Raw genomic sequence first — 18,875 nt, 5'->3', positions numbered from 1 at the left:
GCCACAACTCCTCGAGAGGAGCCATGCGGAGCCGTCCGATCACCTGGAACGGGGCCCTTCCAGAGTGAATGCGCTTCGTACGTGAGTACGTCGGAGCCGAACTGGACATGTTCCTCCGACGCCGCGATTCCGCCGAGGTCTGGCCGCCGGAGACCTGAACGCGCACCTGACCGGCAACAACATGGAACTCATCCAAATTTAGGTGATCAGGAGCCATCGTCAAGTGCGACTACCGACTGGTCATCCCAGGGATTCGCATGCAGCCCAGAGCGAACCGGCAAGTCGAACGCCCTCCCTTCGCTCTCGTGCGGTGTCCGGGAAGCCCTACCCGAGGGCGTCCCTGATCCGCCGCACTGCCACCGTGAGGGCGGGGGTCAGAGAGTTCAGCCGCGCCGGGTCGACGTGACCGCGGAGCGAAACGCAGGCCATGGACACCGGCCCACCGTCGTCGTCCCGAACAGCCACACTGACCGCGGACTCGCGGCGCTCCAGGTGTCCGAACATCAGCGACATGCCATTTCGGCGACGAATCGTGAAGAGCTCCTCGTGCAGAACCCCGAGATCGACCCCGTGGTCGTTCCGCCCGGCGTAGAGCGCATCGACCTTCTCGATTGGCAGTGTCGCGAGCACCGCCCTGCCCTCCGGGGTCTGATGTGCAGGGGCGCGCCCGCCGACACGGGTGCGGATCGTCGGCGCACAACGTCCGCCCACCTTGTCCAGATACACGACATCCGTTCCCTCGAGCACGGCGAGGTGGGCGATGAGCTTGGTCGCCATGTTCAGATCATGGAGGTGGGGAGCGGCCGCCGCCCGCAGGTCGTCGCGCCCGCCCGAACCGCCCAACTCGAGCGCCCGGCAGCCGAGACGATAGAGCCGGCCCGTGCGCGTGAGCCAGTGCAGCTGGGCCAGTTGCTCCAGGATGCGATGGGTGGTCGATCGGGGCAGCCTCGTCCTGGCCACGACATCCTCCGCGCGCAGGTGCGACGAGGGCCCCTCGAACGCGCCGAGAATCAACGTCAGGCGCGCCGCGTACGACGGGTCGCCGGCGTGGATCCCCGCAGGGGGCCGCATACCGGCAAGGTCTTCGGTGTGCATGGGGCTCCTATCCGGGTGGCGGCCCCCATTCTGTCAAACGCCCGGACATCCGGCTGTCCGCCCCAAAAGTGTCACGCGCCAAGGAAAAAGGCTCCCGCTGAGCGGACCGGCACCTTGCCTTGATCCCTTCCTGGTGATTTCGCGGGCAACGACGAGCGCCGCGCCGATCGCGGCCTCTCGGCCGGGTCCGACCAGGGTTTCTCACTCATCGGGAATTCCTCACGATCGCGGAGCGACGCTCGGTGTGAGATGGGCGCATGTCACACCGAGCAGCCTTCACCCCCGGCGCGATGCTGACCGGGCGGCGCGCGGTCGTCACCGGCGGCGCAGCGGGCATCGGCGCGGCCATCGCGCGCAGCTTCGCCGCGCATGGCGCGGACGTCCTCGTGGCCGACGTCGACCCCGTCGGAGACCTCGACTACGACCCCGCCGCGGGCGGGCGACTTCACGCGATCGAGGCCGACGTCTGCGCGCAGCAGGTTCACCCCGCGCTGATCGACCACCGGCCCGACATCCTTGTGAACAACGTCGGACACTTCCTGCGCGGACCGCAACCCTTCACCGCGGACACCGCCGAGCAGTGGTCCCGACTACACGAGATCAACCTCGGCCACACCTTCCGCCTGACACATGCGCTGCTGCCGGGAATGACCGAACGCGGACGCAGCGGCACGATCATCAACCTCACCACCGTCGAGGCGCACCGGGCCATCCCCGGGCACACGGTCTACTCGGCGTACAAGGCTGCGCTGATGCAGTTCACCCGCTCGCTCGCGGCCGAAGTGGGCCCGGCGGGCATCCGGGTCAACGCGATCGCCCCGGACCTGATCGACTCCGCGCAGGTGCCCTACGACGACATCGTGCCCACCGAGGATCTGCCCCTGTGGCCCACCTGGTCCCCACTCGGCGGTCCGGGCCGGCCAGAGGACGTCGCGGGTGCCGCGCTGTTCCTCGCCTCCGACCTGTCCCGCTTCGTCACCGGCAGCACCATCCACGTCGACGGCGGAACCCACGGCTCGGGCGGCTGGGTGCCGCGGGCCGCGGGCGGCTGGACCAACCGCCCTCGCAACCCCTGACCCTGTTCTCATCGGTTAACACTCGAAAGGTCCACTGCTGTGAAGATTCTGGTCCTCGGAGGCACCGGCATGATCGGTGCCCACGCCGCCCTCCATCTGCGCGAACGGGGCAGTGACGTAACCCTGGCTGCCCGCGGTCCGATCGCGGATGACTCCCCGGTCGCCGGGTTTCCCGTGTTGGTCGGCGACTACACCGGCCCGTCCTTCACGGTGGAGCAGCTGTCGGGGTTCGACGGGATCGTCTTTGCTGCCGGCCAGGACGTGCGGCACAAGGGCCCCGACGTCGACGACGGCCCGTTCTGGGAGCGAACGCAGAGCGTCGGCGTCCCGCGATTCGCGGCGCTCGCCAAGAAGGCCGGTGTTCCCCGTTTCGTACAGGTCGGAAGCTACTACCACCAGCTCCGCCCCGACCTGGCCTCGAACAACCCGTACGTGGCCGCGCGGCAGGCGGCCGACGAGGGGGCCTGCGCCCTCGCCGACGAATCGTTCAACATCTCCACCCTGAATCCCCCCTCCATCATCGGTGCCGTCCCCGGTGCGTCCGCCAAGCGCTACCGCCGGATGATCTCGTGGGCGGCCGGGGATGAGCCCGGGATTCCCGACTTTGCCCCGGCCGGCGGGACGAACTACATGTCGGCTCGTTCGTTGGCGGAGGCGATCTGGGGCGCTCTGCACAATGCCGAGCCGGGCGCGGCCTACCTTGTCGGCGACCAGAATCTCACCTTCCGCGAGTTCTTTCAGATGCTCGTCGATGCCGCGGGCGGCAACCGGGTCATCGACGAGCGCGACGAGGAACACCCGCTGCTGCCGGACCCGTTCATCGTCCAGGGTCGCGGCAACACGCTGGCATACGAGGTGGGCTCGGAAGTCACTGCCCGGCTCGGATACGCGCGCGACGACTGCGCTCGTGCAGTCGACGATCTCGTCCGGGTGGTACGAGCCGCATCTCGCTGATCCGTCGACGAGTGTCCCGCTCGACAATCGACAATCTTGCAAGTCTCCGCCCACCTCGAAAGGTGCACCCATATGAAGCTCGATCTGAGCGGTAGGACGGCGCTGGTCATCGGCGGAGCCGGCGGCATCGGCGGCGAGGGGGCTCGAGCGCTCGTGTCGGCGGGCGCATCGGTGACGATCATGAGCCGGGACGAGTCGAGGATCGCGGCGTTTGCGGCCGAACTCGCATCGCATGCCCCCGACGGCGCCCGCGTCGATCACATCGCCGGCGACTCACTGGTCGAGGACGACGTCGCCGCCGCCGTCGCGAGGGCAGGCGGGGCTGCGGGACTCGACATCTGCGTGAGCACGGTCGGCCGGGGCAGCACCACGCCGCTGCTGATGAACAACGCGCGCGACTTCACCAACGAGCTGCAGGTCAACATCACCAGCGCGTTCGTCGCGATCAAGTCCTGCGTGCCGGCCATGGCGAGGGCGGGCGGCGGATCGATGGTGTTCACCTCGTCGGTAATCGCCGCCCAGACCTTTCCGTACATGAGCGGCTACTGCGCGGGCAAGGCCGGACTGGAGGCACTCATCCGCACCGCCGCAGACGAATTCGGCCACCTCGGCATCCGCATCAACTGCATCAGGCCAGGCCTGGTGAACTCACCGGACAACCCCAAGGTCGCCGCCAGCTTCGAGGGCGGCCGGCCGACTGCCTTCCTCGAGCAGACCCCACTCGGGCGACTCGGCGTGCCGACCGACATCGCCGGCGCCATCCGGTTTCTCGCGGGCCCGGAATCGTCCTGGGTCACCGGCACGGCGATCACCGTCGACGGCGGCGCCCACATGCGCAGGGCGCCCGACGTCACGAGCCGGCTGCGGGAGGAGCTCGGCGACGAGACCGTGGAGATGCTGCTCGCGGGACAGGTGCCGAACCACCGGGGCCGCTGACCCGCGGGCAACGAGCGTCATTCTTCGGCCGTGGCTGAGCACACGCTAGCCGGTCATGGCGCCGATGGCCCCCGTGAAGTAGGGCACCAGCCAGATCGACCACACGACCAGGCTGAACTGGTGGAACTTTGCCTTCTCGGAGGGGCGATCGCGGAGCAGGACAATGACGGCCCACACCAGGTGAATGGCCATGAGCACGATCGCCAAGGCTCCGGTGACGATCATGATCTGGTCAAACGTGGATGTTCCGGCTTCCGATGACTCGTCGGAGATTTTGCTCATCAGGAAGGTACCGGTGGCGTCGCAGACCAGGCCGAGCGTGAAGGCGCCGGCATGCCACCACTTCAGGGTCTTTTGGATGCGTTCCGACCACACGCCGATTGAATAGAAGACTAGGGCAAACGTGATGACGATGATCGCGGTGGCCAGCATGCCCCGAGACTAGCCGGGGCCTGTTGCCGATCCGCGACGCCTCGCTGCCGCTGTCGCCGAAAGCTGAGACAAGGATCTGCGAGAACTCTCGACGAGACGCTCGTGGGGGCGAGCGTTGAAAGGCGGCGGGATGACCCCCGGGCATCAGGAACGGTTGATACCGAGGGTTGATGTGCTCCCGGGGGCGCCGCGGGAGGCTCTGACGCATGACTTCACCACCGCCCCGGATATGCGCGCCGACAACGGTTTACACGCTCGTCGTGTTTCTGGTCGGCGGCATCCTCGTCGCCACGCAGTCCGCGACCGGCCCCGATCCGGACCTGCTCGAATTGGTGCAGTTCGCACCCGCGGTCGCGGCGGGGGCGGTCCTGCTGGCGTGGCGGGGCCGGTGGGCTGCACCGCTCGAGATGAGTCTGTGGCGGCCCGACACGGCTCTGACGGCCACCGCCGCCGGATCGGTGCTCGTCGTCCTGGCCCTGCCCGCGGTGGTGTTGGCCGCGCTCGGCGGCAGCGTCAGACTCTCCGCGGTGCACGCCGGGTCGGCGCCGATCGGACTGCTCGTCCTCGCGCAGTGTGTCGGCGCCTGCGGCGAAGAGATTGGATGGCGCGGTTTCCTGCAGCCCTACCTGCGCAGCAGGTACTCCGTACTGGTCACCGGCGTGCTGGTCGGGACCGTGTGGGGGGTGTGGCATGTGCAGATCTTCACGGTCGGGATCGCGTATGCGGCCGCCTTCCTGATGGCGACGATTGCCATGTCGGTGCTGTTGGCGGTCCTCTTGGACCCGTACCGCAGCGGGAACCTGCTTGTCGCCACCCTGTTCCATGCCGTCGTCAACCTGGGGCTGCTGGCGTTCGGCGATGCCGGCGGCCGGGAGCCGCTGCTCTGGATGTCGATGGCGGTCGGCGCGGCGTGCTGCGCCGCCGCGATCGCGGCGGTCAGGACCTTCAGAGGCCGCTCAGGCTCGGCGAACGTGGACACGGCCAGAGCGGCCCCAATCCACATATGACCCAACACGACCCGCCGTTGGTGAACCCCTCTCTCCTCTTCCTTCTCTTCTCACATAGCATCGGCACCGCCTTGCCCCCGAACACCGAATCCAGCCCGGAGGAGCCTCATGCGTCTGCGCGATACCCCAACCGTCGAGGTCGCCGAACGTCTGGACTGCAGTCCCGAGCACGCCTGGGCGCTGATCACCGACATCGAACTGCCCACCCGTGCCGACGGCGAACTGCAGCGGGTGGAGTGGCTGGACGGGGCAAACGGGGTCGCCGTCGGCGCTCGATTCCGTGGGTACAACGCCAACCCGCAGGCCGGAGAGTGGCACACCGAGCCGGAGATCATCGAGGTCGAGGAGGGCCGTCGCTGGGTGTGGCGTGTGGGCCCAGCGGACGAGCCGCTGGCAGTCTGGGGCTTCGAGGTCGACTCCGACGGCGACGGCGCCGTCGTTCGACAGTGGGCAAAGGCGGGCACAGGGCGGTCACCGCTTTCCGACTTCATCGAGCAGTACCCGGACAAGGAGGGCACGATTCTCGCCCACCGGCTGGCCGTGTGGCGGGACGGCATGGCCGCCAACCTTGCGGTCCTCAAGCAGCTCGCCAGCTGACGTACCAGACCGTCGGCATACCTGTGTGATCCGACGCCCTCGTCAGGCGTGACTGTCGGCCGGTCCACCACCCAAGTTCATCCCGTTGTGGGCCGGTCACCATGACCGCGCGTGCCCCTCGCACTGCCGGTCAGCGCGTGGCGCCGGCACGGCGGGCGCCGCGCCGTCGCTCCCGGTCGAGACTCCAGAGGTAGTGCTCGAAGTCGACCTCCATGGTGTGCCGTGGGGAGTTGTAGAACCGCCGCTTGGCGCGATCGTGCTCGGCCGTCATCTGCGACCGGATCTCGGCGTCCGGCGGCGGTAGGTACCGGCCGGCGAGGGTCTCGGCGATCCACGCGCTCTGCGCCTCGGCGAGCGGCATCACCGCGCCGAGCGGCTGCAGAAGCCCGACGAAGTACAGGCCGGGAAGATCCGGGTGCACAGTTCGCTTCCACAGCGGCAGGTCGTTCTCGGGGGCGGCGACGAGCTCCGGGTCGAAGAACGGAAAGCTCACCCGGTAACTGGTGGCCCACACGATCAGGTCGGCCCGGGACCGGGTCCCGTCCTCGAAAATGACTGTGTCGCCGTCGAACCGGTCGATCTTCGGGCGTGGGCTGATCGCGCCGGCCCGCAGTCGCGCGCGGATCTGCTCGGACTGCACCGGGTGCGCTTGACCGGGCCGATGCGTCGGCCGCGGAAGCCCGTAACGGGTCAGGTCACCACCGGCGGTGAGGGCGGTGACGCGGAGCCCGGCAGAGATCGCCCAGCCGGGTACCCAGCCGGGCATCACAAATCGGTCGGCGGGCTTGCCGAGCAGCATCTTGCGCATCACCCAGTGGCTGCGCCGCACCGCCAGCGTGGTGCTGCGCGCGACCTTGGACGCCTCGACCGCGATGTCGAGACCCGAGTTCCCCATGCCCACGACCACCACGTCGCGGCCGGCGAGCTGGTCGGCGGTGTGGTAGTCGTGGGAGTGGATCTGCTCGCCCGCAAAGGTCCCCGGAGTGGGGCCCGGCCAGCGGGGGTCCCAGTGGTGCCCGTTCGCAACCAGCACGGCGTCGTAGCTCTCCACGCGCTCGCCGGCGGGGCCGGTCGTACGGACCGACCACGTGCCGTCCGGGGCTTGCTCGACCTGCTCGACGGTGGTGCCGAACGTGATGGTGTGCCGGAACCCGAAATGCTCTACGTAGGACTCGAAGTAGGCTCGGACCTGGTCGTGGCGCGCGTAGGGCGGATAGGCGGCGGGCATCGGGAAGTCCGAGTACGCCATCCGCGGGCAGGACGTGTTGATCTCCAGTGTCTCGTAGCAGGCGGACACCCCGTTCGGGTTGTCGTAGACCCAGTTGCCGCCGATCACGCTTCCCTGCTCGAAGCAGTCGAACGGAATTCCGGCGACGTGGAGCGCCTTGGCCGCGGCGATGCCCGACGATCCCGCACCGATGACGCACACGCGAGGCAGGGTCTCGACGTTCGGAGCCGGGGTGGCGGCGGCCGGGGCGCTGTGCCGGGGTTTGACAGATTTGGGCATGGCGGCCAGGTTCGCACGAGATTCCGCCACCGACGCTGGGTAGGATGGGTTTTCGTGACGATACGGCGACCTCTGCTACCCACCACCCGACACACCCGGACACTGCTCCTCGCCGCGATCATCGCGATCCCGATGGCGTCCGGATTCTCAGCCCCGGTCCTCGCATCGGTTCCCGCGGCAGGTCCAGCGGCGCCGGCGGCTCCCGCCGCTCCGGAACGGCAATCCGTCAGCGAGTGCTATGCGGCCACCGGCCTCCGTGCCGTCACATCGGTTGCGGTGCCCGGATACCAGGTGTTCCACCCTGCCGACATCGCCACCAGCCCCGAGCGCCATCCGGTGGTCACCTTCGGCAACGGAAGCCACGCGACGTACGAGCAGTACGAGGAGTTGCTACGCCACCTGGCCTCCTGGGGCTTCGTCGTCGTGGTCGCCGACAGCAGCGTCACCGGCGACGGGACCGAGATCCTGGCGGCAGCGCGGTACATCCTGGCGCAGAACGACAACCCGGAGAGCGTCTTTCACGATCGCATCGACGTCGCAAACGTCGCCGCCGTCGGACACTCGCAGGGCGCCGGGGGGTCGATCAATGCCAGCACCGACTCCGACGGACTCATCACCTCCACCGCCGTGCTCGACCTGCCCGATCCCTGGTGGGCCACCCGGCCCGTCGACGTGGTCGACGTGACTCGCCTGACAGGTCCGGTGTTCTACCTGACCGGGGCAGAGGATCCGGTCTCGACGGCCATACCGCAGGCCGCCTATCACGCCGTGAGCCCGGTGCCCGCGGCTCGCGGCCGCCTGCTGGGGGTGGGGCACAACTGGCCCACCGACGGAGGTGGATTCCGCGGGTACCTCACCGCGTGGCTGCGCTTCACCCTCACCGGCGACACCGACGCCGCGCGCGCCTTCGTCGGTCCGGCACCGGAACTGTTGGCCGATCCACGGTGGGACGGGACTGCGGTCAAGGGCTTGTGAATCGACGGTTCGGGGCGCGGCGTCGATCGCGTCGTCGACGTCCGGCCTGCTGGAACGGTCGCCCGCGGCGGTGACGATCGCGAGGCATCGACCGGGTGACCGCCCTCGATGTCGACCGTGGTGGCCACGTCGGCCAGCGGTGCCGGTGTCGGTGGCGTGCGCGCCCAACCGGTACCGGCCGGTGCGCCTTCCCGGCTCCAGCAGGGCGGGCGAGCTCAGGTATGCCCAGTCCGTGCCGGTATCGGCGCGGCACGCCTCGAGCTGGTCGGCGCACGCCCGCGCGATGCCGAGCAACGTCGCGGGGAACTCGGGGTCGTCCATCACCGTTACGCCGGCCGTGCCGGGCATGGTCAGGGTCGCGGCGCCACCCACGACGAGCAACCTGACACCGGTCCGGGCGAGCCCGGCCAGCAGCACCTTCGTGGCCGTGACCAGTTCGGCCTCACGGCCCTCGTTGTTTCACTCCTACCGGATTGAGAATGGAATACCGGACCGCCCGGAATCGGTGCGATCACGCCGACAGGGTCGGACGACGCCGCGCGGTGCTCACGCGTTCGGCGACCCACACCAGGAAGGTGGCGCCGGCCAACGCTCCGCCGAGGACGCTCACCCCGGACCATCCACCACGCACCCAGGCGACGGCGGTCATCGCCGAGCCGACGGCGCCGCCAACGAAGAACGCCGTCATGAACGCGGAGTTCAGCCGGTTGCGGATCTCGGGAGCGAGCGCGTAGATGACGTTCTGGTTGCTGTTGAGCACGGACTGCTGCGCAACGGTCAACGCGATCGCTCCGCCGAGCAGCCACACGAGCGAAGTCCCACCGGCGCCGATGGCGATCCAGGACAGGGCCAGCAGCGCCGTGCCCACCCCCGCCACCCAGTGCACGTATCCGCGGTCGGCGAGCCGGCCGGCCACCGGGGTGGCGATCGTCCCCGCGACACCGACCAGTCCGAAGAGTCCGATGACCGCCTCCGACCACCGGTAGTGGTCCCCGACCAGCAGGAAGGTCACCGCAGTCCAGAACACGTTGAACGAGGCGAGCGAGAGCGCGGCAATGCCTGCACGCCAACGAAGTACGGGTTCGGTCCGCAACAGGACCACGGTCGAGCGGAGCAAGGCGGGGTAGGACATCCCGGCGGGCGTGTGCAGTCGGGGCAGGACGCGCCACAGCAACACCGCCACGACGGCCAGCAGGATCGCGTTGACCCAGTAGACCGTCCGCCAGCCCCCGAACTCGGACAACACCCCCGAGATCGTCCGTGCCAGAAGGCCTCCGAGCAGTAGTCCGCTCATCACCGTCCCCACCACCCGGCCGCGATGCTCGGGCGACGCGAGGGCAACGGCGAATGTCACAAGCACCTGAGCCGACACCGAGGTCACGGCGGCGAGGGCGGTGCCCGTCAGGAGCACGGCGCCGTTGGGCGCGGTGGCCGACATCAGCAGGAACACCGCGGTGGCGCCGAACAACCCCACCGTCAGGCGGCGCCGCTCCAGGAGGTCTCCCAGCGGAAGCAGCAGGATCAGACCCACGGCGTAGCCGGCCTGGGCGGCGGTGACGATCAGCGCCGCCATCGACGGGCTGAGTTCGAGGTCCCGGCGGATCACGTCCAGCAGCGGTTGCGCGAAGTAGTTGCCCGCCACCACGAGGCCGGTCGAGACCGACATGAGCAGCAGCAGCCCCCGGCTCAGCCCTCCCCCGGCCTCCGGGGCGTCCACGGGGCCGCGCTGCCCGGTTCGCGTCATCGAGTTCGTCATGCACGCAAGCCTGGCCAGGATTGATCAATGAGTCCAACACATGTTTGTCACCGGAACGATCGTGATTCAAGATAGATGGATGGAGCTGCAGCAGATGCGTTACGTCATCGCCGTCGCGGAGACGAAGAACTTCACCCGGGCCGCGGAGCGCTGCCTGGTGGTCCAGTCCGCCCTGAGTCACCAGATTGCCCGCCTGGAGCGCGAACTCGGCGCCAAGCTCTTCGACCGGACCAGCCGTAGAGTTCAACTCACACCCGCCGGCGAGGCATTTCTCCCCGCTGCCCGGCAGAGCGTGGAAGCCGCCGAACGAGCCCGCGCGGAGGTCACAGCCGCCGCCGGCGAGATCCGCGGCCGGCTCGCGATCGGCGCGATCCCGACTGTCGGCGCGATCGACCTCGCCGCGTCGCTGAGGGACTTCCGTTCGCTCCACCCGCAGGTGCGGATCAGCCTGCGGATGGGCGCGAGCGGCGACCTGGTCGACCACGTCCGGCAGGGCGCCCTGGACGTCGCCTTCCTCGGTTTGGCACCGGGCATCCAGCCGACGGGGGTGCGAAGAATCGAGCTTGCGCGTGGCGAATTGGTTGCGCTGGTGCCGGCGGGCCACCCGCTGGCCGAGGACCGCGGGGTGGACCTGCGCCGGCTGTCCGGCGAGACGTTCGTCGACTTCCCGGCGGGATCCGGCGGCCGCGCGCAGTCCGACGAGGCCTTCGCGGCGGCCGGCGTTCGGCGCGAGGTCGCCTTCGAGGTGATGGCCGTGGACTTCTTCGCCCGCCTGATTCGGCAGGGCCTGTGCATCGGCCTGCTGCCCGCATCCGTGGTGTCGCAGTTCCCCGACCTGTGTGTCGTCGAACTGCTCGACCCCCCGACGAGGATCGAGCACCTGGTGTGGAGCCGGCTGCGGCCGGCGCCGGCGGCCGCGGCCTACCTGTCCGGGCTGGGGGTCGCGGAGGAGGACCTGCAGTCCACACCCGGAAGCTGACCGCTGAGGAGACCGCGGCCGCCCACGCGAACAGCGGCCGCGCCGACCTCCGGACCGCCCGACCTCGAGCAGGTGGGCCCGGCGGCCGACCAGGCAGTCCACTCACTCCCAAGTGGATCTTGGCGCCGGAACCCACCCGAGGTTGACTCGACGAGTCCGCATGACGAGTCAAAGGAATTGACGATGGTGACAACGGCCGCGATGGCAGGAGTGGCACTCGTTGCCCTGACAATGGTCCTGACCCCGGGACCCAACATGATCTACCTCGCCTCTCGCAGCATCAGCCAGGGGCGGCGTGCGGGAATGATGTCGCTCAGCGGGGTGGCCGTCGGCTTCCTCGCCTATCTGACCGCTGCCTCACTGGGACTGACCGCCGTGTTCTTCGCTGTCCCCGCACTGTTCGTCGTGATCAAGATTGCCGGCGCGGCCTACCTGGGCTATCTCGCGTGGCGCATGCTCAGACCAGGCGGAAGGTCCGCGTTCGAAGTTTCAGAACTGGAGCGCCACAGCAGTTTCCGACTCTTCGGAATGGGATTTGTCACCAACATCCTCAATCCGAAGATCGCCCTGATGTACGTCGCACTCATCCCGCAGTTCGTCGATCCGTCACGCGGCCCCGTCTGGCAGCAGTCCCTCCTCCTGGGAACCATCCAGATCCTGGTCGCGGTGGCCGTCAATGCCATGATCGTTCTGGCGTCGTCGTCCATCTCGTCGTTTCTCACACGGCGGCCGGTCTGGTTGAGCATCCAGAAGTGGCTCGCCGGGGGGATACTCGGAGTATTCGCGGTGCGGATGGCGCTGGACTGAGTACCCCGGCCTGGTTGCCGCGGGCGCTACACGCTTACGCGGCAGAGGATCTCACTGTGGAGCAGGGCGAACCAACCGTCGTCGTCGGCGGTCCAAGTTCGCCAGCCTCCCGAGAGGCGCGCGAGGTCATCCGGGGCGGCGAGTCCCAGTTCGACGGCCCGGTCGGCGTAGTTCGAGTGCAGGACCCGGTCGGCCCACGACCCGCCCCACCATTCCCTGTCGTCGTCGGACGAGAAGCACCACGTGCTCGCCGTTGTGACCACGTCGTCGAGGCCGGCGGCGTGCGCCCAGGCGCGGAGGCGCCTGCCGGCGTCGGGCTCGCCGCCGTTCGCGCGGGCGATGTCCTTGTAGAGCGACAGCCACCGGTCGAGCTCGGGATTCTCGGGGTACCAGGTGAAGGTGCCGTAGTCGGCATCACGGGCCGCGACGATGCCACCCGGCCGGCAGACGCGGGCCATTTCGCGCAGCGCCTGCACCGGGTCGCCGACGTGTTGCAGGACCTGATGGGCGTGGACGACGTCGAAGGTGTCGTCGGGGAAATCGAGCGCGTGGATGTCGGAGACGACCGCCTCCACGTTGGTGACGCCACGCCGCGCGAATTCCTCCCGGGCGAGGTCGAGTGCGCCGTCGGTCTTTTCGACGGCGGTGACCTGAGCGACGAGTCCAGCGAGGTCGGCGGTGATTGTCCCGGGACCACATCCGACGTCGAGGAGGGTCATGTCCGGCCGCAGGCTCGGCACCAGGTACGCGGCGGAGTTCGCGGCCGTCCGCCATCGATGATTGCGCAGCACGGACTCGTCGTGACCGTGCGTGTAAACGGTTTCCTCGTTGCCCATGGCTCAAGCGTACGCATTCGTTCATTCAGTGGGATTGCAATCCCATAATGCAAGATTATCGATATGCGCCGTCGAGCCCGCCCGCGCAACGCAAGTCGCCGGCCCAATGCCCTGCGTGACCGTAGAATGCTGGGACAGGCGGGAATTGCGAGCAATGGGGAGGCTGCCATGGGGTTCTACGGGGATCAGATCGTTCCACGACTGGTGAACAGCTCGTGTGGGATGTCATTGACCGAACCGTCACGGAAGCGGGTGTGCGCCGGACTGCACGGTCGCGTGATCGAAATCGGGTTCGGGTCCGGTCTCAATGTTCCGTTCTACCCCTCCACCGTCGATTCCGTCGGCGCCGTCGAACCCGCGGACCTGGCGTGGAAACTGGCCGGCAGCCGACTCGCGGCCTCCCCCGTCCCCGTCGAACGCTCCGGGCTGGACGGCCAATCACTTCCCTACCCCGACAACACCTTCGACACCGCACTGTCGACCTGGACGATGTGCACCATCCCCGACGTGGACGCCGCCCTGCGCGAGGTGCGGCGGGTCCTGAAGCCGGGCGGCACCCTGCATTTCGTCGAACACGGTCGTGCCCCGCACGAGAAGGTCCGACGCTGGCAGCACCGCCTCGAACCGATCCAGAGGGCCCTTGCGGGCGGCTGTCACCTCACCCGCGAGATCCCAGCTCTCGTGCGAGCAGCCGGGTTCGAGATCCGCGATCTCGACACGTTCTACGAGAAGGGCGCCCCGAAGATCATGGGCGCCCTGTCACTCGGTCACCGAGCCCCTCGTCGGTTGATCTCCGCGCCCCTGGGCCAGTCGACGCTCGAACTCCATCACCGGTGCTTCGCGGCGACGTAGGTGGTGGCGGCACCGGCTACCACGATGCTCGGGGTCAGCCGGCCGGCGATCCGCCCGGACCGCCCCCGAGACCCTGGGGACGGTCCGGCGCCGGCGCGCTCTCAGGCGGAGATCAGGTCGTCGATCTGGTTGATCGCCGACGAGGCACCCTCGACCACACCCATGTCCAGCACCTGCTGCAACGCCTCGACGGACTCGTAGGTGCTCACGTAGGTCGCGCGCGTGCCGCCGTCGTGCTCGGCGAAGGTGAAGACGTTCTTCGAGACCGGCATCGCGGGGTTCGGGTTGAAATCCTCGTCGGCGAAACCGTCGTCGAACGAGAAGCTCGTCGGCTCGTCGACCGCCGAGATCTCCCAGTAGCCGGCGAACTTGCCGCCGTCCGGGCCGGTCATGAAGTACGTGACGCGGCCGCCCGGCGCGAGCGCGTGGTCGACCACGGTCGCCGGGTAGGTCGGCGGGCCCCACACCTTCTCCAACTGGCGCGGGTCGGCGTAGACCTGCCAGATGCGCTCCACCGGCGCGGCGAAGTCTGCGGTGATGGTCAGGGTGCGGTTGTCGAGGTCCTGCTGGACGTCGGTCACAGGCATGGTTCAGCCCTCCTTGGGCGAGTCGAACGCGATGAGTTCGTCGATACGTGCGATGCGGCCGCGCCACACCTGCTCCAACTCGGTGAGCATGGCCGCCACCGACCGCAACGCCGTCACGTCGCCGCTGGCGAGATGCTCTCGACCGCTGCGTCGCTTGGTGATCAGGCCGGCCTTCTCCAACACGGCGACGTGCTTCTGCACCGCGGCGAAGCTCATCTCGTACTTCGCGGCGAGCGCGGAAACCGAGTGCTCCCCGGCCAGCACCCGACGCATGATGTCGCGCCGCGTCCGGTCGGCGAGCGCACGGAACAGGGCGTCCGCGCGGTCCTCGTCGTCTCCGTTCACCCAACAAACATACAACCAACTGGTTGTAAGTTGTCAACCCCTGGCGCGGCGTTGGCGCGGGCCGACGAACCCCAAGCGACCGGTCCCATCAGGGTTGACCGCCGAGCAGCTCGGCGTGCCGGACCTACCGCCGGTGAACGACGAGACCTCGCCGGGGCTTCGGAATCGAATCAACGGAAGTAGGACGCATAGTCGCTGAAAGGAACCTGGCCGGTGGGGCTCGACCTCACGGCGTCGGCAACCGCCGAGGGAATGGGGGCCCAGTGGGCGGGCATCGCGGCGGCCAGGGAAGGCTTCAAGATGTAGAGCAGGGCGAAGTTCACTATCCACAGCGGCGGCGCCATCGACATGCCCACCTCCGAGCTCACATCCCCCTTGGTGTTGGTCACCAGTTGGGCTGTGCCCGAAATCTGTTGCGCCGCGAAGCCGTACACCGCTTGCACCGTGTACGCCGACCGGTAGAGCGCTGTCAGGGTCCGTGTCGCACCGTTGTCCCTCAACCACGTGCCCACAAAACCGCCGGGCGCGATCAATGAGTTCACCTGCCGCGTCGGCGCGGCCGCGTTGGCCGGACTCTCCAGCAGCCCACCGGTGTTCACGTAGAGCCCGTAGCTGGCCAGAACCGACGGTGCGGGGTGGCCGTCGACGTCGGCGTAGAGGGGACGACCGGTCGTATTGGTGAGGATCCGGGCGCATGCATCGATCACCTCGCCGGCCTCGCGGCTGCCGCCGACTCCGCCGCCGGCGACGAGGTCGCGATACTGCTGCTCGGACAGGGCGTCGGCCCTGCTGAGCCCCACCTGGCCGGCAATCTCGTCCGCCGCTTGCTGTCCGAGTGGCTCGTTGAGCTGACCCGGGCTGGTCACCTGCGTCGGCGCCAGGTGCTCGTAGCCGGGCGCCCCGGCAAAGGGGATCGCGAACCCGGTGTCGACGTTCCCTGCCGCTGGTTCGGCCCCGGCCGTCTGGGTAGTCGCCTGGGAGAGGATGCACGCTCCAACCAGTGCCAGTACCGCGACGGTCCTGCGGCGGGATGATGCGCCGCGTCGATGCCCCGGACCCGCCAACCCTGTGCCGCGCATACGTCAACCTCCCAGACCGTCGGGCGAGCCAACACAAGCTTGCGTCCCAGTCAACGGCCGCGGCTGACGTCGTGTCAAGACCCACGTCGACTCGCGCGGAGACGCTGGGGAGCAGGCGATACCGGAACCGCCACAGCGGAAGTGGACGACGACCACCTCCCCGTGGCGCTCCCGGTGGGGACTGCCCCGGTTCGGGTGAGCCGACCCGGCGCACGGGGCTTGCGCTGGAGCGCTCTCCAGCCGCTAGCGTGCCGCGAATGGCCACCACCGCACTGATCGAGATCGACTTCCAGCACTGGATCGTCGCGCTGGCGCACGACCGCGAGGTCGTCGGCCGGGCGGCGTCGGCCCGCGCCCGGCTTCGGACCGAGGGAGCGGCGGTTGTGTGCACCCGGTACGTGAGCACGGACCCGGCCGATCCGATGCGGTCGGATCCGGCGGGCCACGGCGCGTCGTTTCATCCGGGGTTGGCGCCGGACGAGGGCGATCTGGTGCTGACGAAGTACGAGCGCGACGTCTTCACCAACCCCGACCTGGACACGAACCTGCGCCTGCGTGGGATCACCGATGTCGTACTCACCGGCATCGCGACCGAGCACGGGGTTGCGCTCGCGGCGGGGTCGGCTCGCGCGCTCGGGTACCGCGTGTCCGTCGTCGCCGATGCCTGCGCGGGCACGACTGCCGGGTCCCATCGCCGGGCGCTGGCCGCACTGGCGAAGGAGGGAATCACGGTGATCCGAGCCGACGCTTGCGCTGGAGTGCACTCCAGCACCTAGCGTCGGTACCCATGACGACGGCACTGGGCATCGCGGAGGTCTCCGAGGCGACCGGGCTGACCCGCGACACGCTTCGCTGGTACGAGCGTGAGGGTCTGATCCCGCGGGTCGAGCGCGGGAGCGACGGGCGCCGCCGATACGACGACGCCTCACTGCGGATGATCCAGCTGATCATTCGGCTCCGCCGCACCGGCATGCCGGTGGCGGAGATCCGGCGGTTCCTCGAACTCTACGAGGAGGGCGCAGCCAGCCACGGACGCCGGATGACGCTGCTGCTCGCGCATCGTGAACGAGTCCTCGCCCAACTCGACCAGCTGCACCAGGACCTCGGCGCGATCGACGACAAGGTCGAGCACTACCGAGGGCTGATCGACCGCGGCCTGGACTGCGGCAACGCGCCGATCACCGACCTCACCGTTCTCGAACGACAAGGAGATTCGCTATGAGTCAGGCATCGACGGTCGACCTCGGCCACGGGCTGGCGGTCAGCCGCATCGGCTTCGGCGCGATGGCGCTGAGTCACGTCTACGGGCCGACCGATCCGTCCGAGGCGCTGACCACCCTGCACCACGCGCTCGACATCGGCGTCACCTTCATCGACACCGCCGACGTGTACGGCCGACCCCGCCCGGACGCGCTCGGGCCTGCGGGCACCAACGAGGAACTGATCTCCCAGGTGCTGCGCACCCGCCGCGACGAGGTTCAGCTCGCGACCAAGTTCGGAATCACCGGAAGAATCGGCGACCAGCCCGGGGACACGCCGACCCGCGGCGACCGCGACTACATCCGGTCGGCGTGCGAGGCCTCGCTGCGGCGGCTCGGCACCGACGTCATCGACCTGTACTACATGCACCGGCGTGAGCTCGGCCGGCCGATCGAGGAGACCGTCGGCGCGATGGCCGAACTGGTCGAGGAGGGCAAGGTGCGGCACCTCGGACTGTCCGAGGTGACCGGCGACGAGCTGCGTGCGGCCGCGGCGGTGCATCCGATCACCGCGGTGCAGAGCGAATGGAGCATCTGGTCGCGCGATGTCGAGCGTCAGGTGGTGCCCGCCGCGATCGAGGTCGGGGCGGGTTTCGTCCCCTACTCGCCGCTCGGTCGCGGATTCCTCACCGGCACGCTCACCAAGGACAGCGTGTCCGGTTCGATGCGCAAGGGACAGCCCCGATTCGACGAGAACTTCGAGGCGAACCAGGTCGTCGTGGACGTGGTGCGCGCGGTCGCCGACGAGGCGTCGTCCACGCCGGCGCAGGTGGCGCTGGCATGGCTCTTGGCACAGGGCGAGCGGCTCGGTGTGCCGGTCGCGCCGATCCCCGGTACCCGCCGGGCGGCGCGGGTCGACGAGAACGCGGGCGCGGTCCGGGTGTCGCTCGGCGACGACCAGATGTCGAGGCTCGACGGCGCGGCGGATCTGGTCACCGGCGATCGCAACCTGACCTTCAATGGACCGCAATGGATCTCGGCGGGGCGAGAGTGACGTGAACATACGCTCGCGGCCTGCTCACACGTCCACCCACCGCGCACCCGCCGGGACGAGCTCGCCTGCGCCGGCAGTGATTTCGGCTACCGTGTCGGCCAGCCGGGCGGGGTCCCGGGTGGCGAGGGTGAGGGTGACGGCCGCGCCGTAGTCGGTGTCGACGACGGCGACTCCGCGACCGCGGAGTTCGGCCTCCACCCTGCCCGCGGTGTCGTGACCGACCTCGAGCGTCAGCAGCTCGAGGCGTTGGCGGCCGACCAGTGGCGCCGCGTCGACCACCGCCGCCACCGCCCCCGAGTACGCCCGCACGAGCCCACCGGCGCCGAGTTTGACACCGCCGAAGTACCGCGTCACGACTACTGCGACGTCGACCAGGTCCCGGGTGCGCAGTACCTGCAGCATCGGCACCCCGGCGGTTCCGCCGGGTTCCCCGTCGTCCCCCGCGCGTTCGGCCCGCTCCGATGGCTCGTTTCCGGTGATATAGGCCCAACAGTGATGCCGCGCATCGGGATACCGGCGTCGCTGCTCGTCGAGGAAGTCCTGCGCCTCGGCTGCTCGGTCGACACGCCGCAGCACCGCGATGAACCGGGAGTGTTTGACCTCGGTCTCGACCAGGATGTCGGTGCCTGCAGGCAGAGTGAAGGGCATGAGCCATCTTCCCCCGGGTGCATCCCTACGTGCGCACCCCACCGAAGCCGGACTCGAACACAACCACTGAATGCGTCTCTCGAATTGACACCCATCCACCCGGTGGGTTCATCTCGACCTTCGCAAGTCCGGCATAATCCCCGTCGAATCCGCC

At 68.8% G+C, this 18,875-nt stretch carries 21 protein-coding genes; 12 read left to right on the top strand and 9 right to left on the bottom strand.

The features are described 5' to 3' along the window. Positions 1-324: 324 nt before the first annotated feature. A complete protein-coding gene (locus AC1DWC_RS05365) occupies positions 325-1,095 on the bottom strand; it encodes an IclR family transcriptional regulator (RefSeq protein WP_477906498.1) in 771 nt (256 codons plus the stop codon). A 257-nt stretch (positions 1,096-1,352) separates the two neighbouring features. Between AC1DWC_RS05365 and AC1DWC_RS05360 the strand changes: the two genes are divergently transcribed. From AC1DWC_RS05360 to AC1DWC_RS05350, 3 genes are all read left to right on the top strand, one after another. Then, a complete protein-coding gene (locus AC1DWC_RS05360) occupies positions 1,353-2,171 on the top strand; it encodes an SDR family NAD(P)-dependent oxidoreductase (RefSeq protein WP_477906497.1) in 819 nt (272 codons plus the stop codon). A 39-nt stretch (positions 2,172-2,210) separates the two neighbouring features. Next, positions 2,211-3,125 (top strand): NAD-dependent epimerase/dehydratase family protein, encoded by a 915-nt coding sequence (locus AC1DWC_RS05355; RefSeq protein WP_477906496.1) that lies wholly within the window; start codon positions 2,211-2,213, stop codon positions 3,123-3,125. 72 nt (positions 3,126-3,197) lie between these two features. After that, a complete protein-coding gene (locus tag AC1DWC_RS05350) occupies positions 3,198-4,061 on the top strand; it encodes an SDR family NAD(P)-dependent oxidoreductase (protein WP_477906495.1) in 864 nt (287 codons plus the stop codon). A gap of 45 nt (positions 4,062-4,106) precedes the next feature. Here the strand turns inward: AC1DWC_RS05350 and AC1DWC_RS05345 are convergent, their stop codons facing one another. Next, complete coding sequence (locus AC1DWC_RS05345; protein ID WP_072846856.1) at positions 4,107-4,493, bottom strand: HsmA family protein; 387 nt, start codon at positions 4,491-4,493, stop codon at positions 4,107-4,109. Between the two features lie 206 nt (positions 4,494-4,699). On the opposite strand from AC1DWC_RS05345, the gene AC1DWC_RS05340 reads away from it, so the two are divergent. Then, positions 4,700-5,500 (top strand): lysostaphin resistance A-like protein, encoded by an 801-nt coding sequence (locus AC1DWC_RS05340; RefSeq protein WP_477906494.1) that lies wholly within the window; start codon positions 4,700-4,702, stop codon positions 5,498-5,500. A 108-nt stretch (positions 5,501-5,608) separates the two neighbouring features. Then, positions 5,609-6,097, top strand: a complete 489-nt coding sequence (locus tag AC1DWC_RS05335; protein ID WP_477906493.1) for an SRPBCC family protein — start codon at positions 5,609-5,611, stop codon at positions 6,095-6,097. A gap of 130 nt (positions 6,098-6,227) precedes the next feature. Here AC1DWC_RS05335 and AC1DWC_RS05330 read toward each other — a convergent pair whose 3' ends face one another. Continuing rightward, positions 6,228-7,604: a flavin-containing monooxygenase gene (locus AC1DWC_RS05330; protein WP_477906492.1), complete on the bottom strand. Its 1,377-nt coding sequence runs from the start codon at positions 7,602-7,604 to the stop codon at positions 6,228-6,230. 132 nt (positions 7,605-7,736) lie between these two features. Here AC1DWC_RS05330 and AC1DWC_RS05325 point away from each other — a divergent pair, with 132 nt between their 5' ends. Next, the gene (locus AC1DWC_RS05325) at positions 7,737-8,579 is read left to right on the top strand and encodes a poly(ethylene terephthalate) hydrolase family protein (RefSeq protein WP_477906561.1); all 843 of its coding nucleotides are present in this window, start codon (positions 7,737-7,739) and stop codon (positions 8,577-8,579) included. Positions 8,580-9,090: 511 nt separating this feature from the next. On the opposite strand, the gene AC1DWC_RS05320 is transcribed toward AC1DWC_RS05325, so the two are convergent. Next, positions 9,091-10,335: an MFS transporter gene (locus AC1DWC_RS05320; RefSeq protein WP_477906491.1), complete on the bottom strand. Its 1,245-nt coding sequence runs from the start codon at positions 10,333-10,335 to the stop codon at positions 9,091-9,093. Between the two features lie 79 nt (positions 10,336-10,414). On the opposite strand from AC1DWC_RS05320, the gene AC1DWC_RS05315 reads away from it, so the two are divergent. Both AC1DWC_RS05315 and AC1DWC_RS05310 read left to right on the top strand, forming a co-directional pair. Then, entirely contained in the window at positions 10,415-11,314 is a 900-nt protein-coding gene (locus tag AC1DWC_RS05315) for a LysR family transcriptional regulator (RefSeq protein WP_477906490.1), read from the top strand. Positions 11,315-11,497: 183 nt separating this feature from the next. Next, a complete protein-coding gene (locus AC1DWC_RS05310) occupies positions 11,498-12,121 on the top strand; it encodes a LysE family translocator (RefSeq protein WP_477906489.1) in 624 nt (207 codons plus the stop codon). A gap of 26 nt (positions 12,122-12,147) precedes the next feature. Here AC1DWC_RS05310 and AC1DWC_RS05305 read toward each other — a convergent pair whose 3' ends face one another. Continuing rightward, a complete protein-coding gene (locus AC1DWC_RS05305) occupies positions 12,148-12,957 on the bottom strand; it encodes a class I SAM-dependent methyltransferase (RefSeq protein ID WP_477906488.1) in 810 nt (269 codons plus the stop codon). 168 nt (positions 12,958-13,125) lie between these two features. Between AC1DWC_RS05305 and AC1DWC_RS05300 the strand changes: the two genes are divergently transcribed. Next, entirely contained in the window at positions 13,126-13,809 is a 684-nt protein-coding gene (locus AC1DWC_RS05300; RefSeq protein WP_477906487.1) for a class I SAM-dependent methyltransferase, read from the top strand. A gap of 101 nt (positions 13,810-13,910) precedes the next feature. On the opposite strand, the gene AC1DWC_RS05295 is transcribed toward AC1DWC_RS05300, so the two are convergent. The 3 genes from AC1DWC_RS05295 to AC1DWC_RS05285 all read right to left on the bottom strand — a co-directional run bounded on the left by AC1DWC_RS05295 (position 13,911) and on the right by AC1DWC_RS05285 (position 15,820). Then, entirely contained in the window at positions 13,911-14,396 is a 486-nt protein-coding gene (locus AC1DWC_RS05295; RefSeq protein WP_477906486.1) for an SRPBCC family protein, read from the bottom strand. Positions 14,397-14,399: 3 nt separating this feature from the next. Continuing rightward, positions 14,400-14,741, bottom strand: a complete 342-nt coding sequence (locus AC1DWC_RS05290) for an ArsR/SmtB family transcription factor (protein ID WP_477843800.1) — start codon at positions 14,739-14,741, stop codon at positions 14,400-14,402. 170 nt (positions 14,742-14,911) lie between these two features. Continuing rightward, a complete protein-coding gene (locus AC1DWC_RS05285; protein WP_477906485.1) occupies positions 14,912-15,820 on the bottom strand; it encodes a hypothetical protein in 909 nt (302 codons plus the stop codon). 257 nt (positions 15,821-16,077) lie between these two features. Here AC1DWC_RS05285 and AC1DWC_RS05280 point away from each other — a divergent pair, with 257 nt between their 5' ends. Genes AC1DWC_RS05280 through AC1DWC_RS05270 form a run of 3 tightly spaced genes read left to right on the top strand, consistent with a single transcriptional unit; the run spans position 16,078 to position 18,073 of the window. Next, positions 16,078-16,596: a cysteine hydrolase family protein gene (locus AC1DWC_RS05280; protein ID WP_477906484.1), complete on the top strand. Its 519-nt coding sequence runs from the start codon at positions 16,078-16,080 to the stop codon at positions 16,594-16,596. An 11-nt stretch (positions 16,597-16,607) separates the two neighbouring features. Further along, positions 16,608-17,042, top strand: coding sequence for a MerR family transcriptional regulator (locus tag AC1DWC_RS05275; RefSeq protein ID WP_072846848.1), 435 nt, complete (start codon positions 16,608-16,610; stop codon positions 17,040-17,042). Further along, positions 17,039-18,073: an aldo/keto reductase gene (locus AC1DWC_RS05270; RefSeq protein WP_477906483.1), complete on the top strand. Its 1,035-nt coding sequence runs from the start codon at positions 17,039-17,041 to the stop codon at positions 18,071-18,073. The genes AC1DWC_RS05275 and AC1DWC_RS05270 overlap by 4 nt, the downstream gene beginning before the upstream one ends. A 24-nt stretch (positions 18,074-18,097) precedes the next feature. Here the strand turns inward: AC1DWC_RS05270 and AC1DWC_RS05265 are convergent, their stop codons facing one another. Further along, entirely contained in the window at positions 18,098-18,721 is a 624-nt protein-coding gene (locus AC1DWC_RS05265) for an IMPACT family protein (protein WP_477906482.1), read from the bottom strand. Positions 18,722-18,875 lie beyond the last annotated feature (154 nt).

This window comes from Rhodococcus sp. P4_C10, from assembly GCF_056402135.1.
This window is presented reverse-complemented; position numbering and strand designations above follow the sequence as displayed.

Coding starts and splice junctions, on each gene's coding strand:
- AC1DWC_RS05365 (WP_477906498.1), bottom strand. CDS start 1,095: ATGCACACCGAAGACCTTGCCGGTATGCGGCCCCCTGCGGGGATCCAC.
- AC1DWC_RS05360 (WP_477906497.1), top strand. CDS start 1,353: ATGTCACACCGAGCAGCCTTCACCCCCGGCGCGATGCTGACCGGGCGG.
- AC1DWC_RS05350 (WP_477906495.1), top strand. CDS start 3,198: ATGAAGCTCGATCTGAGCGGTAGGACGGCGCTGGTCATCGGCGGAGCC.
- AC1DWC_RS05345 (WP_072846856.1), bottom strand. CDS start 4,493: ATGCTGGCCACCGCGATCATCGTCATCACGTTTGCCCTAGTCTTCTAT.
- AC1DWC_RS05340 (WP_477906494.1), top strand. CDS start 4,700: ATGACTTCACCACCGCCCCGGATATGCGCGCCGACAACGGTTTACACG.
- AC1DWC_RS05335 (WP_477906493.1), top strand. CDS start 5,609: ATGCGTCTGCGCGATACCCCAACCGTCGAGGTCGCCGAACGTCTGGAC.
- AC1DWC_RS05330 (WP_477906492.1), bottom strand. CDS start 7,604: ATGCCCAAATCTGTCAAACCCCGGCACAGCGCCCCGGCCGCCGCCACC.
- AC1DWC_RS05325 (WP_477906561.1), top strand. CDS start 7,737: ATGGCGTCCGGATTCTCAGCCCCGGTCCTCGCATCGGTTCCCGCGGCA.
- AC1DWC_RS05320 (WP_477906491.1), bottom strand. CDS start 10,335: ATGACGAACTCGATGACGCGAACCGGGCAGCGCGGCCCCGTGGACGCC.
- AC1DWC_RS05315 (WP_477906490.1), top strand. CDS start 10,415: ATGGAGCTGCAGCAGATGCGTTACGTCATCGCCGTCGCGGAGACGAAG.
- AC1DWC_RS05310 (WP_477906489.1), top strand. CDS start 11,498: ATGGTGACAACGGCCGCGATGGCAGGAGTGGCACTCGTTGCCCTGACA.
- AC1DWC_RS05305 (WP_477906488.1), bottom strand. CDS start 12,957: ATGGGCAACGAGGAAACCGTTTACACGCACGGTCACGACGAGTCCGTG.
- AC1DWC_RS05300 (WP_477906487.1), top strand. CDS start 13,126: ATGGGGTTCTACGGGGATCAGATCGTTCCACGACTGGTGAACAGCTCG.
- AC1DWC_RS05295 (WP_477906486.1), bottom strand. CDS start 14,396: ATGCCTGTGACCGACGTCCAGCAGGACCTCGACAACCGCACCCTGACC.
- AC1DWC_RS05285 (WP_477906485.1), bottom strand. CDS start 15,820: ATGCGCGGCACAGGGTTGGCGGGTCCGGGGCATCGACGCGGCGCATCA.
- AC1DWC_RS05280 (WP_477906484.1), top strand. CDS start 16,078: ATGGCCACCACCGCACTGATCGAGATCGACTTCCAGCACTGGATCGTC.
- AC1DWC_RS05275 (WP_072846848.1), top strand. CDS start 16,608: ATGACGACGGCACTGGGCATCGCGGAGGTCTCCGAGGCGACCGGGCTG.
- AC1DWC_RS05270 (WP_477906483.1), top strand. CDS start 17,039: ATGAGTCAGGCATCGACGGTCGACCTCGGCCACGGGCTGGCGGTCAGC.
- AC1DWC_RS05265 (WP_477906482.1), bottom strand. CDS start 18,721: ATGCCCTTCACTCTGCCTGCAGGCACCGACATCCTGGTCGAGACCGAG.